Below are 20,072 nucleotides of genomic sequence, written 5' to 3'. Positions count from 1 at the left end.
ATACATCGATAAAGGACTGCGCTATGACCAATCCGCTACTGACATCTTTTACGCTTCCCCCTTTTTCTGCCATCCAGCCTGAACATGTGGTGCCTGCCGTGACGGAAGTGCTGAGCCAATGCCGCGCAGAAGTCGAAAAAGTTGTGGCGCAGGGTGCGCCCTATACCTGGGATAACCTGGTTCAGCCGCTGGCGGAAACCGACGATCGCCTGAGCCGTATATTCTCCCCGGTCAGCCATCTTAATTCGGTAAAAAACAGCCCGGAGCTGCGTGAAGCTTATGAACAGACGCTGCCGCTGCTCTCCGAATACAGCACCTGGGTCGGTCAGCATGAAGGGCTGTATCAGGCGTATCGCAACCTGAAAGAGGGCGATCAATACGCGGCACTGGATCTGGCGCAGAAGAAAGCGGTTGATAACGCCCTGCGTGATTTCGAACTCTCCGGTATTGGTCTGCCAAAAGATAAACAGCAGCGCTATGGTGAAATCGCCGCGCGCCTCTCTGAGCTGGGTTCGGCTTACAGCAACAACGTGCTCGATGCCACTATGGGCTGGAGCAAGCTGATCACCGATGAAAGCGAGCTGGCCGGTATGCCGGAAAGCGCACTGGCGGCGGCAAAAGCCCAGGCTGAAGCTAAAGAGCAGGAAGGCTGGCTGCTGACGCTGGATATTCCAAGCTACCTGCCAGTCATGACCTACTGCGACAACGCGGCGCTGCGCGAAGAGATGTATCGCGCCTATGCGACACGCGCCTCCGATCAGGGACCGAACGCCGGTAAATGGGACAATGGCCCCATCATGGCGGAAGAGCTGGCGCTGCGTCACGAGCTGGCTCAGCTGCTGGGCTTCGACTCCTACGCGGATAAATCGCTGGCGACCAAAATGGCGCAAAGCCCCTCTCAGGTCATCGACTTCCTTAATGACCTGGCTGAACGCGCGCGTCCGCAGGGTGAAAAAGAGCTGGAGCAGCTGCGCGCTTTCGCGCAGAAAGAGCATGGCGTTGAGCAGCTGAATCCTTGGGATCTCACTTATTACGGTGAAAAGCAGAAGCAGCATCTCTACACCATCAGCGATGAGCAGTTGCGCCCTTACTTCCCGGAAGCGCGCGCGGTCGCCGGTCTGTTCGAAGTGGTGAAACGCATTTACGGTATCACTGCGAAGCAGCGTACCGACGTTGAGGTTTATCATCCTGACGTGAAGTTCTTCGATCTGTTTGATGAAACCGGTGAACTGCGCGGCAGCTTCTATCTCGACCTCTACGCCCGCGAGCACAAACGTGGTGGTGCCTGGATGGATGACTGCGTGGGCCAGATGCGTAAAGCCGATGGCAGCCTGCAGAAGCCCGTTGCTTACCTGACCTGTAACTTTAACCGTCCGGTGAAAGGCAAACCTGCGCTCTTCACCCATGACGAAGTGATTACCCTGTTCCATGAGTTTGGTCACGGCCTGCACCACATGCTGACCCGCATCGAAGCGCCTGGCGTTTCCGGTATCAGCGGTGTGCCGTGGGATGCGGTCGAACTGCCAAGCCAGTTCATGGAAAACTGGTGCTGGGAACCGGATGCGCTGGCGTTTATCTCGGGTCACTTTGAGACCGGTGAACCGCTGCCGAAAGCGTTGCTGGATAAAATGCTGGCCGCCAAGAACTACCAGGCCGCGCTGTTTATCCTGCGTCAGCTGGAGTTCGGCCTGTTCGATTTCCGTCTGCATACCGAGTTTAATCCGGAGAAAGGCGCGCAGATTCTGGAAACCCTGCGCGAAGTGAAAAGCCGCGTAGCGGTTGTTCCGAGTCCGGAGTGGGGCCGTTTCCCACACGCTTTCAGTCATATCTTTGCCGGTGGCTATGCGGCGGGTTACTACAGTTATCTGTGGGCAGATGTGCTGGCGGCAGATGCTTACTCCCGCTTTGAAGAAGAGGGCATCTTCAACCGTGAAACCGGTCAGTCGTTCCTGGATAACATCCTGACACGTGGCGGTTCTGAGGAGCCGATGGAGCTGTTCAAACGCTTCCGTGGCCGTGAGCCGCAGCTTGATGCGATGCTGGAACATTACGGCATTCAGGGATAAGTCGGTTCGTGAAAATCTGTTTGCTCGATGAATCAGGCGCCGGAGACGGCGCCTTATCACGTTTAGCGCAGCGCTGGCAGCTGGAGCACGACGAAGACGCGCTGCTGGCACTGGTGCAGACGCCGACGCACCTTGAGCTGCGCAAGCGTGATGAGCCAAAGCTGGGTGGTATTTTTGTTGATTTCGTCACCGGAGCAATGGCGCATCGCCGTCGCTTCGGCGGTGGACGTGGCGAAGCTGTCGCCAAAGCGGTCGGCATTAAAGGTGGCTATCTGCCGGATGTGGTCGATGCGACGGCCGGACTGGGGCGTGATGCGTTTGTGCTGGCCGCACTCGGCTGCCGGGTGCGGATGCTGGAGCGCCATCCGGTCGTGGCTGCACTGCTGGAAGATGGCCTGCAGCGCGGTTATCAGGATGCGGAAATTGGCCCCTGGCTGCGCGAACGCCTGACGCTGATTCATGCAGCCAGTGCACAGGCGCTGGGCGAGATTACGCCGCAGCCGGATGTGGTCTATCTTGACCCGATGTATCCCCATCGCCAGAAAAGTGCGCTGGTGAAAAAAGAGATGCGGGTCTTTCAGTCGCTGGTCGGTCCGGATGAAGATGCGGATGCGCTACTGGAACCGGCCCGATGGCTGGCGAAGAAACGTATCGTGGTCAAACGGCCAGACTATGCACCGCCGCTGGCGGGTGTCGTGACGCAGGCGGCTGTGGTAACCAAAAGCCATCGCTTTGATATTTATCCGCCGCTGGTCAGTACGCGTTAGGTAATTATCAAGCTGAAGCAGTCACTTCAGGTCATGATAATTTCTCTGCCGGTTATGAACGCATATGTACTCTTAAAGCGAACGGTTTATCATATTGCGCTCAATAAAAAGCCTGTCTGAAACTTATTATCAGGCAGGCTTTAATTATCCGCATGCGCGTTGTCGCGTTAATACGGTGCTACTGATTCGGTCAGGCGGCTAATTTAGTCAGGAAGCCTGAAAATGCATTCAGGAAGCTTTTGGCGAAGTTCAGGCCAATGGCCTTGTAGGTCAGGCCCAGAGTCTGGCCCAGATCAGTGCTTTCCTTGATTGATGCGACGGTGGTGTCAAATAAGCCGGACACTTCAGTCAGTGCGGTATTAACCTCACCCAGAAATTCAGTCAGGCCCGCGCCGCTAACTGCAGCAATTTCTGTCTGGTTGATTTCTCTCATTTTTAATATCCTTATTGGTTTTTTAAAATAATGGGGATCATTATTCTGCTTTATCCGTTGCCTGCGCAGCAGATAAGCGAGCGAAAGATAACGGATAAATTAACCTTTTCCTATAGTAAGATTTTGATAAATTACCCTTTGCTATCAATAAAATTTCTATCATTAGCGACTGGATGAATGAGCAATGTAACAATGGCTTTGAAATTATGTATGGGACGGTAATTACAGCGCTAAAGGGAAGTAATATAAACGGAGATCAGAAATGATAAAGCAGCGGATATTTAGTTTTGTGTAAAGACAGCCTGGAGGATAGGTTTATAAATAAAAATAGATTCCGATGGCGTTGCCCGGGAATCAGGAACTTAAATCGCGGGCCAGAATAAAGCGTAAATATATTCATCCCGATAAAAAGCCGGCTTACACCGGCTTTAATAACAGCGGTTACTCTTCATCTTCATCGCGCAGCGGCACAATCAGCATGTCGATGTGCACGGTGTTGATCAACTGACGGGCTGAAGACATCAGCTTGCTCCAGAAATCCTGGTGATGACCACACACCACCAAATCAACGTCATATTTTTTGATCGCATCAACCAGCACCTGGCCGAGGTCGCCACTGCCGCTCAGCGTCTCACTGATCGGATAGCCCGCAGCATCTGATAATCCTTTCAGTGCCGCATGCGTTTCTTCAGAGATGCGCTTCTGCATATCCCCTAAGTTGACATCAATCAGGCCGGTGTAAAGGTCGGAGTAATTTACATCAACATGAATCAGGGAAATTCTGGCATCGTACGGACGAGCCAGCGAGACGGCCTTATCCACCAGCAACTGACTTTCGGGAGAAAGGTCTACTGCAATCAGGATGTGTTTATAAGCCATGATAAAACTCCTTTCACGAGATTAAGGATGGCATCCGGTGTTCCTGCCGCGTCACAGCTTAGCGAAATCCTTTGCGCGAGCGGGCGATGAGCGCCACCAAAGTGTCTACCTGCGTTGCAGGTGATGATGTTGTTATGTTCTGAGTATAGCCTTCTCTCACTGCAAATGCTGCTGTTGCCGTCTGGCTTATGAATAAGATCAAGGCTATGCCAGATTTACTCGCGCTGAACGAAAATCATCGTTGGAAAAAATGTAAAGAACTCTCCTACACTGAAAAAAGGCGGTCCGGTTCGCAGCCGCTCAGGGGGTCGAAAATTTTCGCAGTCCGGTGATTCAGTGGCTGGTTTTTTCTGCAGGCGGATACGGTGTCTGACGCTGGTTCTGTTGCTGCGATGCCAGCCGGGAGGGGGAGAATATGATCAGCACTATTGCGCTTTTTTGGGCTCTTTGTGTGGTATGTATCGTGAATATGGCGCGCTATTTTTCATCGCTGCGTGCGCTGCTGGCGGTATTACGGGGTTGTGATCCGCTGCTGTATCAGTATGTCGATGGGGCGGGATTCTTCACCTCTCACGGTCAGCCGAGCAAGCAGGTACGGCTGGTCACCTATATCTGGGCAAAGCGCTATCTTGATCATCATGACGATGAGTTTATCCGGCGATGCGAGCGGGTGCGGGGGCAGTTTCTTCTGACCAGTGCGCTGTGCGGACTGGTAGTGATCAGTCTGGTGGCGCTGGCGATCTGGCATTAAAAAAGGGCGACTTGCGTCGCCCTTTTTTAGCTGGCATCACACCAGTTTTAAGGCAATCCAGTAGAGCGAACCTGACAGCAGAATACAGACCGGCAGGGTGAAGATCCACGCCATGGCGATATTCTTGATGGTCCGACTCTGCAGTCCGCCACCGTCAACCAGCATAGTACCGGCTACCGATGAAGAGAGGATGTGCGTTGTGGAGACGGGCATGCCGGTATAGCTGGCGACGCCAATCGACAGCGCTGCTGTTACCTGTGCTGACATGCCCTGTGCATAGGTCATGCCTTTTTTACCAATCTTCTCACCAATGGTGGTGGCAACACGACGCCAGCCAATCATGGTGCCAATGCCCAGCGCCAGCGCGACGGCCACAATAATCCAGATCGGCGCATACTCGATGGTGCCAAGCAGATCGCTTTTCAGCTTATTGAGGAAGCGCTTGTCATCTGGTGAGGTCTCTTCCAGACGGGCCGCTTTATCGGCGGTATCTGAGATACACAGCAGCAGACGACGCATCTGACCGCGCTGATCAACCGTCAGCTGGTCGTAGCTCTGCAGATTATTCAGTAACACCTGAGCACGCTGAACGGCCTGCAGTGCGCGCGCGCTGTCACAGTGGAACTCCTGCGGACTGGTCGCTGGCACTTCTTCCGGCGTTGGCAGCTTAGGCGGTGCCATCTGGATGATGTGGGTCAGCGAGGCGTTATGCTGCTGGTAATACTGCTCCAGGTGATTGACCGCATCGCGGGTACGCGTGATGTCATAACCGGAGGCATTCATATTCACCACGAAACCGGCCGGAGCCACACCAATCAGGACCAGCATGATCAGGCCGATGCCTTTCTGACCGTCATTCGCGCCGTGCGAATAGCTCACGCCAATGGCCGAAACAATCAAGGCAATACGGGTCCAGAACGGCGGCTTTTTCTTGCCGTCGATCTTCTCGCGGTCAGCAGGCGTCATATGAATACGCGCACGTTTTTTGGTATTGCTCCAGTAGCGACGCAGAATGAAGATTAAGCCGCCTGCGATCACCAGGCCAACGATCGGCGACAGAATCAGAGAAAGGAAGATGTTCAGGACTTTCGGGATGTTGAGTGCATCAACCACCGAGGTTCCGCTCATCAGGGCGTTGGTCAGACCGATACCGATAATGGCGCCGATCAGCGTATGGGAGCTGGAGGCCGGCAGACCGAGATACCAGGTGCCGAGGTTCCAGATAATCGCCGCCAGCAGCATAGAAAACACCATGGCGAGACCGTGAGCCGATCCAACATTTAACAACAGATCGGTGGGAAGCATATGAACAATAGCGTAAGCGACACTCAATCCACCGAGTAGCACGCCAAGGAAGTTGAATACACCCGCCATCACCACAGCAAGCTGGGCACGCATGGCACGCGTATAGATGACCGTCGCAACTGCGTTGGCCGTGTCGTGGAAACCGTTGATCGCTTCGTAAAACAATACAAACAGCAGGGCAAGAACCAATAACAGGCTAGTACTGAGGTCTAGACCAGCAAACAGATGTAGCATAAACGTTACGCCATTTTTGGAGGACATGAACGCGGCGCATTATCCGCGACAACGTGCTGTATGGGAAAGGAAAATATAGCGTTAATTTGACCTTTCGTCGTAAAGCTGAAGGGTAACTCAGCTAAAAAGGGTTAGATATTAAGCAGATACAATATGACACATTTACGGCAATTTTTTGACGCTGGCGTCTCGATGAGCAGATCACTACAATCTGCGCCTTTCCAGTTAAGTGAGTGAACCGCAGTGGAACAGTTTGACGTTATCATCATTGGTGCCGGCGCCGCCGGGCTGTTCTGTGCCGCCCAGGCCGGACAGCGAGGTCGCCGGGTGTTACTGCTGGATAACGGCAAAAAGCCGGGACGCAAGATTCTGATGTCTGGCGGTGGCCGCTGCAACTTCACCAATCTCTATACCGAACCAGCGGCCTATCTGTCGCACAATCCTCACTTCTGTAAATCGGCGCTGGCGCGTTATACCCAGTGGGATTTTATGGATCTGGTCAATCGTCACGGGATTGCCTGGCATGAGAAAACCCTGGGTCAGCTCTTCTGTGATGACTCGGCTCAGCAGATTGTCGATCTGCTGCTGGTCGAGTGTGACAAGGGCAATGTCACCCTGCGGCTGCGCAGTGAAGTGCTCAGCGTGGCGCGCGATGAAAGCGGCTACACCCTGCAGCTCAACGGCAGTACGGTTCAGGCGGAGAAGCTGGTCATCGCCAGCGGCGGTCTGTCGATGCCAGGCCTGGGCGCTTCGCCATTCGGCTACAAAATTGCAGAGCAGTTTGGCCTGAGCGTCTTTCCGACGCGCGCGGCGCTGGTGCCCTTTACCCTGCACAAGCCGCTGCTGGAGCAGCTGCAGACGCTGTCAGGCGTCGCGCTGGAAACCACGATTGACGCGCAGGATGGTACCCGCTTCAAAGAGGCGATGCTCTTTACCCACCGCGGCCTCTCCGGCCCGGCGGTGCTGCAAATCTCCAGCTACTGGCTACCCGGAGAATTCGTCACTATCGATCTGTCGCCCGCCACGCCGCTTGAGGCGTTTCTGACGGCGCAGCGTGAAGCACACCCGAATCTCAGCCTGAAGAACAGCCTGGCGAAAATTCTGCCGAAGCGTCTGGTGGAAGTCTTACAGGGGCTGAAGGTGGTGCCGGATATCACCCTGAAGCAGCTCAACAGCAGACAGCAAACCGAACTGGCGCAGACGCTGCACGCCTGGCGCATCCAGCCAAACGGCACAGAGGGCTATCGTACGGCCGAAGTGACGCTGGGTGGCGTGGATACGACGCAGCTCTCCTCGAAAACGATGGAGGCGCGTGCAGTGCCGGGGCTTTACTTTATTGGCGAAGTAGCCGATGTCACCGGCTGGCTGGGTGGCTATAACTTCCAGTGGGCGTGGAGTTCTGCCTGGGCCTGTGCCCAGGCGTTGTAACGCGCGTTTACCAGCGCTGATGCACGTGAGGCGCGATCTTCTCCTGATAGATCTGCTTCAGCGCCGCCATCGTCTCCTCAGAGAGCGCATCGATATCACTGGCGCGGGCATTGGCTTCAGCCTGTTCACGGTTTTTTGCGCCAGGGATCACCACGCTGACATCTTCGTTCATCAGGATCCAGCGCAGCGCAAACATCGCCATGGTGGTGTCGCCCGTCACAAAGCGGCGAATCTCCTCAACCGCTTCCAGCGCCACCTCATACGGCACGCCGGAGAAAGTCTCGCCCTTATCAAACGCTTCACCATTACGGTTAAAGGTGCGATGGTCGTCAGCGGCAAACACGCTGTCGGCACGCATTTTGCCGGTCAACAGGCCTGACGCCAGCGGTACGCGGGCGATAATCGCCACATCCCGGCGTTTCGCCTCACGCAGCAACAGTTCTGCCGGACGCTGGCGGAAAATGTTGTAGATCAGCTGAATCGACGAGACGTTGGGAAATTCCAGTGCCTTCAGGCCTTCTTCGACTTTCTCAACGGAAACGCCGTAGTGACGGATTTTACCGGCCGCCACCATCTCATCCATCACCGCAAACACATCCGGGTTGTAATAGACCTCGGTCGGCGGGCAGTGCAGCTGCACCAAATCCAGCGTCTCAGTCTGCAGATTTTCCCGTGAACGATCGATAAAGGCGTTGAGGTTTTCGGCGTTGTAGCCTTCTGCCACGTGCGGTGAAAGGCGACGCCCCAGCTTGGTGGCGACAAACGGGCGTTCTCCGCCGCGCTGATTCAGTACCTCTGCGATAATCTTTTCGGAACGGCCATCGCCATAGACATCGGCGGTATCAATAAAGGTGATGCCCGCATCCAGCGCGGCGTTCAGCGCGGCTTTGGCATCCTCTATGCTCACTTCTCCCCAGGTTCCGCCAATGGCCCATGCGCCAAAGCCAATTTCAGAGACGCGCTGACCGGTACGGCCCAGTTTTCGTAATTTCATGCAAACCTTCCTCGATGCGTTTCAGACAGGGTGACAGAAAAGGGCTAACCATTGAGCTTAGCGCTTTCCGGCGGAGAGGCGCTTTAACGTTGTCGCACACCAGACGGGTAAAAATACAATGCTGCTACGGCAGGCTGCTGGTTACGTTGAAGATTTCAGCGAAAAGCAGCTCAAGCTGGATAGATACCGCTTCGCTAATTAATTGATTTTAAGAAATTTCACCTGAAATTAAACAGGCGAGAGTGTGGATTCCATCACATACTTCAACTTTCAGGCCAACAATGGGATCGCTATGTTTAAATTTGTTAAGTCGGTCTTCGCCAGTCCCGAGAAGTTCCTGCAGATCATGACCCGTCAGGATATCAACGACTCGATCGCAGAAGGTGAGCGCATCATTATTGATGAAAACGGCAATATCGCGGTCAACACGCTGAGCGAGGAAGTCCAGGAAGATTTCGCCCGCCACGTGAATATGTTAAAGGGAGTGTGAGGTGGGTACCGCAATATTTATGGTGTTGATGGTCAGTGGTTACTGGTACACCAGCCGTGATTTGAATAGCCGCTTTAAAATCCGTCGTTCGTCGGGCTGGGATGTCTATTTCCTGGTCGCGCTTTACGGCTGTATTTTTGTGCTCCAGGGTGTCTTTGCGACCGGTATCGTCTGGTTACTGCTGCTCTGTATCTCCGGCATTGCCAACGCTGTCCAGATGATCCCCGGCGTTCATCTGAAGTGGCAGGTGGAGTTTATGAACTGGAGCTTCCTGGGCATCCAGGCTCCGGTGGTGATCATGCTCGCCTTTGCCATTCTGCTCTGTCTCTATCGCTCAAACTGGGCAGGCAGCGCAAGACTGAATGTCTCCGGTCGTAAAGACCTCTATCAGCGACTGTCACGCTCTAATGGCGTGGAGCAACTGCTGTTTCAGTGCATGGAAGAGGGCGAACTGGCGTGGATTACGCTGAAGTCGCGCCGCATCTACATCGGCATGGTTCATGCCTCGACCTTCGAATATGAAAGCACCAAAAACATCGTGCTGATCCCGATGCTGAGTGGCTATCGCGACAGTAAGACGCTGAAGCTGGCGGTAGAGCATAACTATAGCAAATGGTACGCCGAGCACGAGATTACGCTCGACTCGAAGCCCAAAGATGCGATGTCGTTCCGAAAAGTGATCATGGTGGACCAGATTGAGAGTCTGTCACTGTTTGATCCGGCCAGTGCCACGGCGCTTTCGATGGGACATCCGCAGGAAGTGGAGAAGAGTCAGGGGAATGATGACGATGACAGCCCGGATAATGAAAGCCGGGACGCGCAGGATTAAAAAGCCCGATCGGTTTCCCCTGATGATGTGACTTCATCAGGGGAAACCAATCCCACCTCACACCATATTTTCCGCCGTAAACAGCCGAAACGCCACTTTGCCCGCCTGATACACATCCGGCTGATAGCCGGTTTCGAGATAACTCAGCATCAGATCAATCGCTAAACGGGCATGCTGCTGGGCATGCTGATCCAGGGTAAAGGCCACTTCATCGTTCAGCAGTAGCTGGCGGGTGACATCATAAAGCTCATGGGTGATGTAGGTGCATTTACCCAGCAACTGGTGGGCGCGCAGGGTGTCGCTGACATCACTATTTCCCATGCCGGTGTTATAGACCCCTGCAACTGCCTGCGACGGACGCAGATGGCGGGCCAGCTCACTGCGGATGGTTTCCCGCTGATCCTGACCCGACAGCACCTCACGCAGATGACGCAGTGGCGCACGCTGCTCCATGGCTTCACGGAAGCCAGCGATACGCTGACGGTGGGCGCGATAATCAAAGCGGCCGCTGACCATCAGAATATCGCCGGGCTGGTTCAGGGTTTTACTCATCAGCAGGCCTGCGGTGCGGCCTGCCTGATACTGGTCGATGCCAACATGACACAGGCGGTCAGCGTCGGGCAGATCGGTGACGATGGTGATCACCGGCACATTGCGGCTGCGGCACAGCGCCAGGGCGCGATAGACAGGTGGCGAGTCGTGCGCAAACACAATGATGCCGTCACGGTTACTGCTGCAGGCGATAATGCTTTGCGCCAGCTGCTCAGGCTGCGCTTCGGCCACCAGCGTTTTGTGCAGCTTCAGGCGGCGATAGCCAAGCTGACTGGCGATCTCGCTGAAACAGGTGGTGAGCTGCTGAAAAAAGGATGAGCCGTTATTGCTGAGGAAGACTTCGATTTGCCAGGGATGCTGATACTCCTCTGGCAGCAGACGCCGGAGTCCCGCTTCGCGCGCGGCTTTCAGGACTTTGCGGCTGGTCTCCAGCGAGACGCCGCCGCGCTCATTCAGCACCCGGTCGACCGTCGCAATCCCGACGCCCGCCATTTTTGCCACCACCTCTAAGGTGAGCTTTTTCATTCAGACTCCACGCGTAAACGGGGCTTAGCTGCTGCCTGCCAGACTGTTTATCTCTTCTAACCGGTTAAAAGTAAAAGATAAAGCGATTTAATGATGGAAAACCATCAATGGCATTGCGCCATGAGCTTTTACCCTCAGTGCGGTCGTCAGGTTAAAAAGCACAGCGGGCCGCTGTCCGGACGGAAATACCGTTAAGCTTGTAGCGAGACAATTAACGAGGAGTGAATATGGCGCAGCAAAAAGAAGTTCTGATTATTGGTGCATCACGCGGTATCGGTCTGGCGGTCGTGCAGGCGTTTGCCGGTGAGGGCTGGCAGGTCACGGCCACCCATCGCAGCGGCGTTCCGGAGCAGGGCAACAAGCCAGGTATCGACTGGCAGGCGCTCGATATGACCGACGCATCGGCGGTTCAACAGCTTGCCGGCCAGCTCAGTGGCAAATCGTTCGATGCGATTCTGATCAATGCCGGGATTTCCGGGCCTTCGCACCAGAAGGTGTCGCAGAGTAACGATCAGGAGCTGGCGCAGCTGTTCCTGACTAATGCGATAGCACCGGTTCGCAGCGCAGAGATTCTGCTGCCGCTGCTGAAGCCGGAGGGCGTACTGGCGCTGACCTCATCCCAGCTCGGCAGCCTGAATGAAAATCCGGACGCGCAGATGCCGATTTACTCGGCCAGCAAAGCTGCACTGAATATGCTGAGCCGCACGCTGACCCCCGCAGTTGAAGCACAGAACGGGACGCTGCTGACGCTGCATCCCGGCTGGGTAAAAACAGATATGGGCGGCGAGAGTGCGCCGCTGACGGCAGAAGAGAGTGCGGCCGGTATCGTTCGGCAGTTAACCCAGTGGGGCGGACGCGGGGGCCATCACTACGTCGATTACGCCGGCCAGCAGCTGCAGTGGTAAGCTGAAACGGGGCGGTTACGCCCCGATGTCCCGCAGTGCCTTACCCTTCATCAGGTTGCGTTCAATATGCTCCAGCGTCACATGTTTGGTCTCAGGTACCAGCATCATGGTCAGCACGATAAACACCAGATTGAGTGCACCGTAGAACCAGAAGGTGTTGGCGTTCCCCAACTGATCCAGCATCGTCAGGAAGGTCGCACCCACAATCATGTTGCCGACCCAGTTGGTGGTGGTGGAAGCAGTAATGCCGAAGTCACGCCCTTTCAGCGGCTGAATCTCTGAACAGAGTAGCCAGATCACCGGCCCGGCCGCCATCGCAAAACCAACGATAAACATCAGCAGCATCGCGACTGCAAAGTATTTGCGGAAATCCGTTTCGACGCCGATGTGCAGCAGCGTGCCCAGCACGCCCATGCCCACCGCCATCACCAGAAAACTGGTGGTCAGCATCGGCTTGCGACCCCAGCGATCGACAAAAAAGATGGCAATCAGCGTGGCCAGCATGTTGACCAGCCCGACAATCACCGTGCCCCACATCTGCTCACTGGTGCTGGAGAAACCGGCAATATTGAAGATTTTAGGGGCGTAATACATCACCACATTCATCCCGGTAAACTGCTGCATCACCTGTAGCAGCATCCCCAGCCACACCGCGCGGCGAAAATTGCCATTAGAGCGGAACAGCGACCAGCCGCGCTGTTTCACCTGCAGACTTTCACGGATCTCTTCCAGCTCCTCCCGCGCCTGTTCGCTGCTGTTACGCAGCCGATCCAGCACGCGCTGTGCCTCGTTAAAACGTCCGTGCGCCGCCAGCCAGCGCGGGCTGTTGGGCAAAAACAGCACGCCGATAAACAGGATTACTGCCGGAATAGCGATAACGCCGAGCATTGCGCGCCAGTTGCCACTGTAGCTGAACGCGGTGTCGGAGAGATAAGCGACCACGATGCCGGTAGTCAGCATCAGCTGATACATCGAAATCATTGAGCCACGAATACGTTCCGGCGCAATCTCCGCCAGATAGAGCGGCGCGGTGTAAGAGGCGATGCCTACCGCCAGCCCCAGCATCACACGGGCACAGACCAGCGACTCTACATCGGGTGAAAAGGCGGACCAGAGCGAACCAATGACGAATAGCGTCGCGCCCGCCAGCATACTTTTCTTACGTCCCAGCTTTGAGGACATCCAGCCCGCCGCCAGCGCACCCAGCGCCGCACCAAACATCATCGAACTCACCACCCACTCCTGCTGATGGTTGGTAATCTGCAAATCCTTCGCCAGGAACGGCAAGGCCCCCGCGATGACGCCGATATCCAGACCAAACAGCAGGCCGGACAGCGCCGCCATAAAACAGACGAACCAGGTAAAACGGTTCTGATGATTTCCTGATTTTTTAGCCGCGGCCATGCGAGTCTCCTTGCAGTGATTCAGTGTCAATATTGTTAATGTTATGTAAACATAGTCGATATCAATGTGGGTCCGATCACACTTCAGCTTATCGCTGGGGGCGCACAACATGGCTGCGAAAAGAAAGCATCAGAGATCAGCAGGTTGATGCAGAAACGGGAAACCGCAGCAGGGCACGAATACGCAAAGCAGCCTGCATCAGGTCAGATTTTGCAACTGACCGCCTGCGGCATTACACTTCCGCCTTTCTGCTATTGATTGAAGGTGCTTATGTCTGAACCTTTCCAGCGTCAGCCGCTACCCTTGCCGGGCGGTCATAAAAAAGTTTTACTGCACTCCTGCTGCGCACCCTGTTCGGGGGAAGTGATGGAAGCGATGCTGGCCTCCGGCATTGAATACACCATCTATTTCTACAACCCGAATATTCATCCGCTCAAAGAGTATGAGCTGCGCAAAGAGGAGAATATTCGTTTTGCCGAGAAATTTGGCGTGCCGTTTGTCGATGCTGACTATGACCGGGATAACTGGTTTGAGCGGGCGCGCGGGCTGGAGTGGTCACCGGAACGGGGTGAACGCTGCACCATGTGCTTCGATATGCGCTTTGAGCGCACGGCACTCTATGCCCATGAGAACGGATTCCCGGTAATGACCAGTTGTCTGGGTATTTCACGCTGGAAAGATATGAAGCAGATTAATAGCTGTGGTGTCCGTGCAGCGGCGGCGTATCCGGATCTGATGTACTGGGATTTTAACTGGCGTAAAGGTGGCGGATCGGCGCGCATGATTGAAATCAGTAAGCGCGAAAGTTTCTATCAGCAGGAATATTGCGGCTGCGTCTATTCACTGCGCGACACCAATCGTCATCGCGTCACCCAGGGACGTGAGCGTATTAAGATTGGTGTGCAATATTATCAGCCGGATGAATCCTGATTAACTGATATCGCAGAAAGCATCTGCCTGCGCATAGCCGCGCGCTGAGCGCGTAACAGGCCGGACTGTTACGCCACAGCTCTGCTTTATGCTTCCTGGCCGTACGTAGCTGCACAGCGCGCAGGGGTCGTCAACGTCGGCCATCTGCTGCTTCGCTTCTTCACTCATCAGACGTTTACGGCAGGCGCTTGGCGTGCAGCCCATAATCTGCTTAAACGAGCGGGTAAAAGATTGCTGGCTTTCAAAATGGTATTTCAGTGCCAGGCTGATGATTGGCGTGCGGCTGTTTTTTAAATCATTCACACTGGCGTTAAGTTTTTTCTTACGAATATAGCGCGCCAGTGTTTCATTATGATAACGGGCAAAGAGTTTCTGTAAATACCATTTCGAATACCCGGCTTTTTCTGCAATATCATCCACGCTTAAACGCTGGTCGAGATTATTATTAATCCACTCAGTAATTGAGACGATCACGCTTTCGTTATATCTGTTTTCTTTCATGGCTGTTCTCCCCTGTTTAATTAAGAGGAATTATGAATTATTTATCTTAATGTGCTTATTCTTTGCGTAAAGTTCTTTCAGTATTTGAATCGTTATCTCTGAAGAGATTCATATGAACAGCAGTTATTAATAAAAAGCATGAATTGTAATTGGTTTGTTGGTAATTACAGGCGAGGGATACTCGATCCTGGGCGAATAACAATAAACGCGAGCATATGATTTGGCTTTCGGCCTCGCAGCTAACGCAGCCAGCGTCGATGACATCAACGTCATAGCACGGACCATCAATAGATTTTCTGCCGCGACATGCCAGGCTTACGACTTACCTTTAACCTGGAGAACCCTGGATGAGCCCGACATACGTGTTGAAAAAACCGCTTGCCGCTTTGCTCACCTCGCTGGCTTTATTTGCGCATGCACCTGCCAGTGCCGCTGGTGTGTATGGCGAACAGCTGGAAGGATTTCATTACCCCTATCCTCTGCAGCATTTCGATTTTCAGTCCCAGCAGCAACCGCTGAGTATGGGCTATATGGATGTGAAACCGGCGCAGCGTGCCAACGGCGAAACCGTGGTGCTGATGCACGGTAAAAACTTCTGTGGCGCAACGTGGGAAGAGACCATTCGCGCGCTGACTCAGCAGGGATATCGCGTTATCGCGCCCGACCAGATTGGCTTCTGCAGCTCGACCAAGCCAGCCAGTTACCAGTACAGCTTTCAGCAGCTGGCAGATAACACCCATCAGCTGCTCGCCCGGCTGGGTGTAGAGAAGGCAGTGATTATCGGTCACTCCACGGGCGGAATGCTGGCAACGCGTTATGCGCTGATGTACCCGGAACAGACGCAGAAGCTGGTGCTGGTCAACCCGATTGGGCTGGAGGACTGGAAAGCCAAAGGCGCACCGTGGCGTTCGGTGGATCAGTGGTATCAGCGCGAACTGAAACTCAGCGCGGAGGGCATTAAGAAGTATGAGCAGCAGACCTACTATGTCGGGCGCTGGAAACCTGACTATGACAAGTGGGTCGATATGCTGGCCGGGCTCAACAGCGGGCCGGGACATCAGAAAGTGGCGTGGAACTCCGCGCTTATCTACGACATGATTTTCACGCAGCCGGTATTGTATGAATTTGGCGCTCTGAACGTGCCCACCACGCTGATGATCGGCACCTCAGACACCACAGCCATCGGCAGTGATATCGCTTCTGCAGACGTGAAAGCCCGGCTGGGGAATTATGCGGTGCTGGGGAAAGAGACCGCAGAACGTATTCCGGGCGCGCGCTTAATTGAATTTCCCGGTATGGGACACGCGCCGCAAATGGAAGAACCGGCAAAGTTTAACCAGGCGCTGCTCAACGATCTGGGCCGGCCCTGAAGGGTCAGGTGCTGCGGCACCTGATCTCAAACCGCTACGCGTTTCTGCTTCTTCCTGAGGTACATCTGCTCATCGCTGTCGTGCAGCAACTGCTCCAGCGACTGTGGATGCGCCGCGTCAAACTCCACCACGCCAGACGAGAATTGCAGACGATAACGACGATTCAGACTGACTGACTGCTGTTGCAGATAACGGTCAAACTGCGCGAGCAATGCTTCGCTCTGCTCCTGCTGCAGGCCGTTGAACAGCACCACGAACTCATCGCCGCCCAGACGGGCAAACAGATCGGAGTGCTTAAACACCACCTTCATCGCATCGGCAAAGTCCATCAGCGCGCGGTCGCCTTCACGGTGGCCCAGCGAGTCGTTAATCTGCTTAAATTTGTCGAGATCGAGAAAGGTCAGGCAGGCGGGCCGGTTTTTCATCCGGCACTCATTCAGCACCATCTGCCCCAGCGTCATAAAGCCGCGGCGATTGGTAATCTGGGTCAGCTCATCACAGGTGGCGGTCTGAAAGGCGACCAGTTCCGCTTCAGCCATCGCGGCCAGGTCACGCATCGTGGCCTGATCCTCTTCATTAAACTGGCGCGGTTCACGGCCAATAATACAGAGCGTGCCCATTTTGGCACCGCCCGGCGCACGCAGGGGACAGCCGGCATAAAAGCGAATGTGCGGCTCACCGGTTACCAGCGGATTATCATAAAAACGCGCATCTTTTTGCGCATCTTCAACGATCATGATCTCATCCTGAAGAATGGCGTGGCCGCAAAATGAGATGTTGCGGGGCGATCCTTTAGGTTCATAGCCCTGAGCGGATTTAAACCACTGATGGTCAGCTTCCAGCAGGCTGACTAACGCGATAGGAACGTCATACAGGCGGCGCGCCAGGCGGGTTAAACGATCAAACCGCTCCTCCGCTGGCGTGTTCATTATGTTCAGCGCACGCAACTGCGATAAACGTTGTGCCTCGTCGGCAGGGATTTCAGGTGCTTTCATCTCAGAGACCTTTATTGTTTTAGCTGAAGCCAGGTTCTGGTGTTTGCCTTACGGCGAAGAAGAAGAGCGTGGCATAGCAACCACGCTCTTTATGAGGAGGGGATCAGAGCACTTTTTGTTCTGCGAGATCAAGGGCGAAATAGCTGAAAATCAGGTCCGCACCGGCGCGTTTAATCGCACCGAGGCTTTCAAGCACCACATTGCGCTCATCAATAGCACCGGCCTGCGCGGCAAATTTGATCATCGCGTATTCGCCACTCACCTGATACGCCGCCAGCGGCAGTTCGGTACGTTCACGAATGTCGCGCAGGATATCCAGATAGGCACCTGCCGGCTTCACCATCAATGAATCCGCGCCCTGAGCCGCATCAAGCAACGATTCACGGATCGCTTCACGACGGTTCATCGGGTTCATCTGGTAGGTTTTACGGTCGCCTTTCAGCGCCGTTCCGGCGGCTTCACGGAACGGGCCGTAAAACGATGAAGCGAATTTGGTGGAGTAGGACATGATGGCGGTCTGGGTAAAGCCCGCCGCGTCCAGTGCCCGGCGAATCGCCTCAACCTGACCATCCATCGCCGCTGACGGCGCAATGAAATCCGCACCGGCTGCGGCGGCAACCACCGCCTGTTTACCCAGATTTGCCAGGGTTGCATCGTTATCGACACCATGATCGCAGAGCACGCCACAGTGACCGTGGCTGGTGTATTCGCAGAAGCAGGTGTCAGACATCACAATCATTTCCGGCACGGTGTCTTTGCAGATGCGGGACATGCGTGCCACCAGACCGTTTTCGTTCCAGGCATCGCTGCCGGTCGCGTCGGTATGGTGCGAAATACCAAAGGTCATCACCGAGCGAATGCCCGCTTTGGCGATGCGCTCAATCTCATAGGCGAGACGTTTTTCCGGAATACGCATCACGCCAGGCATCGCCTGAATCGCTTTGTAATCGTCGACTTCTTCTTCAACAAAGATAGGCAGAGCCAGATCGTTCAGGCTCAGAGAAGACTCCTGGAACATTTCACGCATTGAAGCGCTGGCGCGCAATCGTCTTGGGCGCTGGATAAGGGAATAATCAGACATTTTCATTCTTAAGCAGGTGAAAAAAGTGGCTACAGTTTACTCTCTTTGTCTGCGAGGCATGAAGGTTTGTGTGCGGTAATAAGAGGGGAAAAGAACTCTCCCGCCGGGCGGCGGGAGAGCAGAACGATTACTCGTTGATATCCGGATGCTGCTGCACCAGGTTTTTACGTTTCGCTTCCAGGCGGGCAATCTCTTCGTCGATATCTTCGATTTTGTGCTCGATGTTATCGTGATGCTCCTGCAGGATTTCGCGCGCTTCTTCCATGTCTGAGGCGGCCGGCGTGGCACCTTTCAGTGGCTTGTTCGCCGTCTCTTTCATGAACAGACCGGTAATCAGACCAATCACCGCGACCACCATCAGATAGTAGGCTGGCATGTAGAGGTTGTTGGTGGTTTCTACCAGCCAGGCCGCCAGCGTTGGCGTCAGACCGGCAACCAGTACCGAGATGTTAAACGCACTCGCCAGCGCACTGTAGCGGATGTGCGTCGGGAACATCGCAGGCAGTGACGAGGCCATCACACCGGTAAAGGCGTTGAGGATCACCGCCATCAGCAGCAGACCACCAAAAATCAGGCCCAGCACGCCACTGTTGATCATCATGAAGGCGGGAATCGCGAAGACCAGCAGGGCGATACTGCCGATGATGATAAACGGACGGCGGCCGAAACGGTCACTCATCATGCCGATCATCGGCTGAACAAACAGCATACCAATCATGATGGCGATGATAATCATCACGCCGTGATCTTCGCTGTAATGCAGGTTGTGCGACAGGTAGCTCGGCATGTACGTCAGCAACATGTAGTAGGTGACGTTCGTGGCGATAACCAGACCGATACAGGAGAGCAGGCTGCGCCAGTGTTTGGTCGCAATCTCTTTAAATGAAACCTGCGGACCATCCTGCAGGCCTTCACGGTCGCCCTGTTCCAGTTTGTCCACATGCTGCTGGAATGCCGGGGTCTCTTCCAGCGCATGGCGCAGGTAAAGACCGATGATGCCCAGCGGCAGCGCGACGAAGAACGGCAGACGCCAGCCCCACTCAAGGAAGCGCTCTTCCCCGATAATAGAGGAAATCAGCACGACCAGGCCCGCGCCGAGCACAAAGCCCGCAATCGAACCGAAGTCGAGCCAGCTTCCCATAAAGCCGCGTTTACGGTCAGGCGAATATTCGGCCACAAAGATAGACGCACCGGTATATTCACCGCCTACCGAGAAGCCCTGTGCCATCTTGGCTAACAGCAGCAGAATCGGTGCCCAGATGCCGATGGAGGCATAGGAGGGTATCAGGCCGATACAGAACGTACTGACCGACATGATGATGATGGTGATAGAGAGAATTTTCTGACGACCATATTTGTCGCCCAGCATACCGAAGAACAGACCACCTAGCGGACGGATCAGGAAGGGGACAGAGAAGGTACCCAGCGCGGCGATCATCTGCACGCCTGGTGATGCATCCGGGAAGAAGACTTTACCCAGTGCATAGGCCACAAAGCCATAAACACCGAAGTCGAACCACTCCATCGCGTTCCCCAGAGAGGCCGCGGTGATGGCTTTACGTAAACGGGCATCATCGATGATAGTCACATCATCGATCCCAATTGGTTTTACACGCTTCCTACGCAATTTCAT

Annotated in this window: 19 protein-coding genes; 9 read left to right on the top strand and 10 right to left on the bottom strand. The window is 54.7% G+C overall.

What is annotated here, in order from left to right:
- Positions 1-23: 23 nt before the first annotated feature.
- Positions 24-2,066 carry an oligopeptidase A gene (gene prlC, locus N1689_RS16300; protein WP_161734112.1) on the top strand — a complete coding sequence of 681 codons (2,043 nt, stop codon included), beginning with the start codon at positions 24-26 and terminating at the stop codon, positions 2,064-2,066.
- 8 nt (positions 2,067-2,074) lie between these two features.
- Positions 2,075-2,833, top strand: coding sequence for a 16S rRNA (guanine(1516)-N(2))-methyltransferase RsmJ (gene rsmJ, locus N1689_RS16295; RefSeq protein WP_161734114.1), 759 nt, complete (start codon positions 2,075-2,077; stop codon positions 2,831-2,833).
- 190 nt (positions 2,834-3,023) lie between these two features.
- Here rsmJ and N1689_RS16290 read toward each other — a convergent pair whose 3' ends face one another.
- Positions 3,024-3,266 carry a hypothetical protein gene (locus tag N1689_RS16290; protein ID WP_253420362.1) on the bottom strand — a complete coding sequence of 81 codons (243 nt, stop codon included), beginning with the start codon at positions 3,264-3,266 and terminating at the stop codon, positions 3,024-3,026.
- Between the two features lie 441 nt (positions 3,267-3,707).
- Positions 3,708-4,145 carry a universal stress protein UspA gene (gene uspA / locus N1689_RS16285; protein WP_161734119.1) on the bottom strand — a complete coding sequence of 146 codons (438 nt, stop codon included), beginning with the start codon at positions 4,143-4,145 and terminating at the stop codon, positions 3,708-3,710.
- A 415-nt stretch (positions 4,146-4,560) separates the two neighbouring features.
- Here uspA and uspB point away from each other — a divergent pair, with 415 nt between their 5' ends.
- A complete protein-coding gene (gene uspB, locus N1689_RS16280) occupies positions 4,561-4,896 on the top strand; it encodes a universal stress protein UspB (RefSeq protein ID WP_150011237.1) in 336 nt (111 codons plus the stop codon).
- A 36-nt stretch (positions 4,897-4,932) separates the two neighbouring features.
- On the opposite strand, the gene pitA is transcribed toward uspB, so the two are convergent.
- Positions 4,933-6,435 carry an inorganic phosphate transporter PitA gene (pitA, locus tag N1689_RS16275; RefSeq protein WP_150011381.1) on the bottom strand — a complete coding sequence of 501 codons (1,503 nt, stop codon included), beginning with the start codon at positions 6,433-6,435 and terminating at the stop codon, positions 4,933-4,935.
- Between the two features lie 243 nt (positions 6,436-6,678).
- On the opposite strand from pitA, the gene N1689_RS16270 reads away from it, so the two are divergent.
- Positions 6,679-7,863, top strand: a complete 1,185-nt coding sequence (locus N1689_RS16270) for an NAD(P)/FAD-dependent oxidoreductase (RefSeq protein ID WP_260059434.1) — start codon at positions 6,679-6,681, stop codon at positions 7,861-7,863.
- A 7-nt stretch (positions 7,864-7,870) separates the two neighbouring features.
- Here N1689_RS16270 and N1689_RS16265 read toward each other — a convergent pair whose 3' ends face one another.
- Positions 7,871-8,857 (bottom strand): aldo/keto reductase, encoded by a 987-nt coding sequence (locus N1689_RS16265; RefSeq protein ID WP_260059433.1) that lies wholly within the window; start codon positions 8,855-8,857, stop codon positions 7,871-7,873.
- A 292-nt stretch (positions 8,858-9,149) separates the two neighbouring features.
- Between N1689_RS16265 and N1689_RS16260 the strand changes: the two genes are divergently transcribed.
- Positions 9,150-9,347: an anti-sigma-F factor Fin family protein gene (locus N1689_RS16260; protein ID WP_161734151.1), complete on the top strand. Its 198-nt coding sequence runs from the start codon at positions 9,150-9,152 to the stop codon at positions 9,345-9,347.
- A gap of 1 nt (position 9,348) precedes the next feature.
- Positions 9,349-10,176 (top strand): hypothetical protein, encoded by an 828-nt coding sequence (locus N1689_RS16255; protein WP_260059432.1) that lies wholly within the window; start codon positions 9,349-9,351, stop codon positions 10,174-10,176.
- Between the two features lie 57 nt (positions 10,177-10,233).
- Here N1689_RS16255 and N1689_RS16250 read toward each other — a convergent pair whose 3' ends face one another.
- Entirely contained in the window at positions 10,234-11,253 is a 1,020-nt protein-coding gene (locus tag N1689_RS16250; protein WP_161734127.1) for a LacI family DNA-binding transcriptional regulator, read from the bottom strand.
- 227 nt (positions 11,254-11,480) lie between these two features.
- On the opposite strand from N1689_RS16250, the gene N1689_RS16245 reads away from it, so the two are divergent.
- Complete coding sequence (locus N1689_RS16245; protein ID WP_222924877.1) at positions 11,481-12,158, top strand: SDR family oxidoreductase; 678 nt, start codon at positions 11,481-11,483, stop codon at positions 12,156-12,158.
- A gap of 15 nt (positions 12,159-12,173) precedes the next feature.
- Here N1689_RS16245 and N1689_RS16240 read toward each other — a convergent pair whose 3' ends face one another.
- Positions 12,174-13,562 carry a sugar porter family MFS transporter gene (locus tag N1689_RS16240; protein WP_161734131.1) on the bottom strand — a complete coding sequence of 463 codons (1,389 nt, stop codon included), beginning with the start codon at positions 13,560-13,562 and terminating at the stop codon, positions 12,174-12,176.
- A gap of 270 nt (positions 13,563-13,832) precedes the next feature.
- On the opposite strand from N1689_RS16240, the gene N1689_RS16235 reads away from it, so the two are divergent.
- Complete coding sequence (locus N1689_RS16235) at positions 13,833-14,492, top strand: epoxyqueuosine reductase QueH (RefSeq protein WP_150011223.1); 660 nt, start codon at positions 13,833-13,835, stop codon at positions 14,490-14,492.
- Here N1689_RS16235 and N1689_RS16230 read toward each other — a convergent pair whose 3' ends face one another.
- Positions 14,493-14,993, bottom strand: coding sequence for a helix-turn-helix domain-containing protein (locus tag N1689_RS16230; protein WP_013359375.1), 501 nt, complete (start codon positions 14,991-14,993; stop codon positions 14,493-14,495).
- Positions 14,994-15,340: 347 nt separating this feature from the next.
- Here N1689_RS16230 and N1689_RS16225 point away from each other — a divergent pair, with 347 nt between their 5' ends.
- Complete coding sequence (locus tag N1689_RS16225) at positions 15,341-16,363, top strand: alpha/beta fold hydrolase (protein WP_222924878.1); 1,023 nt, start codon at positions 15,341-15,343, stop codon at positions 16,361-16,363.
- A 26-nt stretch (positions 16,364-16,389) separates the two neighbouring features.
- Here N1689_RS16225 and N1689_RS16220 read toward each other — a convergent pair whose 3' ends face one another.
- The 3 genes from N1689_RS16220 to proP all read right to left on the bottom strand — a co-directional run bounded on the left by N1689_RS16220 (position 16,390) and on the right by proP (position 20,072).
- Positions 16,390-17,358, bottom strand: a complete 969-nt coding sequence (locus N1689_RS16220; protein ID WP_161734135.1) for a sensor domain-containing diguanylate cyclase — start codon at positions 17,356-17,358, stop codon at positions 16,390-16,392.
- A 103-nt stretch (positions 17,359-17,461) separates the two neighbouring features.
- Positions 17,462-18,439, bottom strand: coding sequence for a porphobilinogen synthase (hemB, locus tag N1689_RS16215; RefSeq protein WP_033734324.1), 978 nt, complete (start codon positions 18,437-18,439; stop codon positions 17,462-17,464).
- Positions 18,440-18,566: 127 nt separating this feature from the next.
- On the bottom strand, positions 18,567-20,072 hold the full coding sequence (gene proP, locus N1689_RS16210; protein WP_161734137.1) for a glycine betaine/L-proline transporter ProP: 1,506 nt from the start codon (positions 20,070-20,072) through the stop codon (positions 18,567-18,569).

The organism is Pantoea sp. XY16 (assembly GCF_025153065.1).
GTDB classification, from domain to species: Bacteria; Pseudomonadota; Gammaproteobacteria; order Enterobacterales; family Enterobacteriaceae; genus Pantoea; species Pantoea alfalfae.
Note: the sequence above shows the minus strand (reverse complement) of the source record. Positions and strands in the feature narration are given on the sequence as shown.

What these genes read in the sequence shown, in the direction of transcription:
- hemB (WP_033734324.1), bottom strand. Translation starts at nt 18,439, where the DNA reads ATGTCTGATTATTCCCTTATCCAGCGCCCAAGACGATTGCGCGCCAGC.
- proP (WP_161734137.1), bottom strand. Translation starts at nt 20,072, where the DNA reads ATGAAATTGCGTAGGAAGCGTGTAAAACCAATTGGGATCGATGATGTG.
- N1689_RS16235 (WP_150011223.1), top strand. Translation starts at nt 13,833, where the DNA reads ATGTCTGAACCTTTCCAGCGTCAGCCGCTACCCTTGCCGGGCGGTCAT.
- N1689_RS16250 (WP_161734127.1), bottom strand. Translation starts at nt 11,253, where the DNA reads ATGAAAAAGCTCACCTTAGAGGTGGTGGCAAAAATGGCGGGCGTCGGG.
- N1689_RS16225 (WP_222924878.1), top strand. Translation starts at nt 15,341, where the DNA reads ATGAGCCCGACATACGTGTTGAAAAAACCGCTTGCCGCTTTGCTCACC.
- prlC (WP_161734112.1), top strand. Translation starts at nt 24, where the DNA reads ATGACCAATCCGCTACTGACATCTTTTACGCTTCCCCCTTTTTCTGCC.
- N1689_RS16265 (WP_260059433.1), bottom strand. Translation starts at nt 8,857, where the DNA reads ATGAAATTACGAAAACTGGGCCGTACCGGTCAGCGCGTCTCTGAAATT.
- N1689_RS16290 (WP_253420362.1), bottom strand. Translation starts at nt 3,266, where the DNA reads ATGAGAGAAATCAACCAGACAGAAATTGCTGCAGTTAGCGGCGCGGGC.
- N1689_RS16245 (WP_222924877.1), top strand. Translation starts at nt 11,481, where the DNA reads ATGGCGCAGCAAAAAGAAGTTCTGATTATTGGTGCATCACGCGGTATC.
- uspB (WP_150011237.1), top strand. Translation starts at nt 4,561, where the DNA reads ATGATCAGCACTATTGCGCTTTTTTGGGCTCTTTGTGTGGTATGTATC.
- N1689_RS16260 (WP_161734151.1), top strand. Translation starts at nt 9,150, where the DNA reads ATGTTTAAATTTGTTAAGTCGGTCTTCGCCAGTCCCGAGAAGTTCCTG.
- N1689_RS16240 (WP_161734131.1), bottom strand. Translation starts at nt 13,562, where the DNA reads ATGGCCGCGGCTAAAAAATCAGGAAATCATCAGAACCGTTTTACCTGG.
- N1689_RS16230 (WP_013359375.1), bottom strand. Translation starts at nt 14,993, where the DNA reads ATGAAAGAAAACAGATATAACGAAAGCGTGATCGTCTCAATTACTGAG.
- uspA (WP_161734119.1), bottom strand. Translation starts at nt 4,145, where the DNA reads ATGGCTTATAAACACATCCTGATTGCAGTAGACCTTTCTCCCGAAAGT.
- pitA (WP_150011381.1), bottom strand. Translation starts at nt 6,435, where the DNA reads ATGCTACATCTGTTTGCTGGTCTAGACCTCAGTACTAGCCTGTTATTG.
- N1689_RS16220 (WP_161734135.1), bottom strand. Translation starts at nt 17,358, where the DNA reads ATGAAAGCACCTGAAATCCCTGCCGACGAGGCACAACGTTTATCGCAG.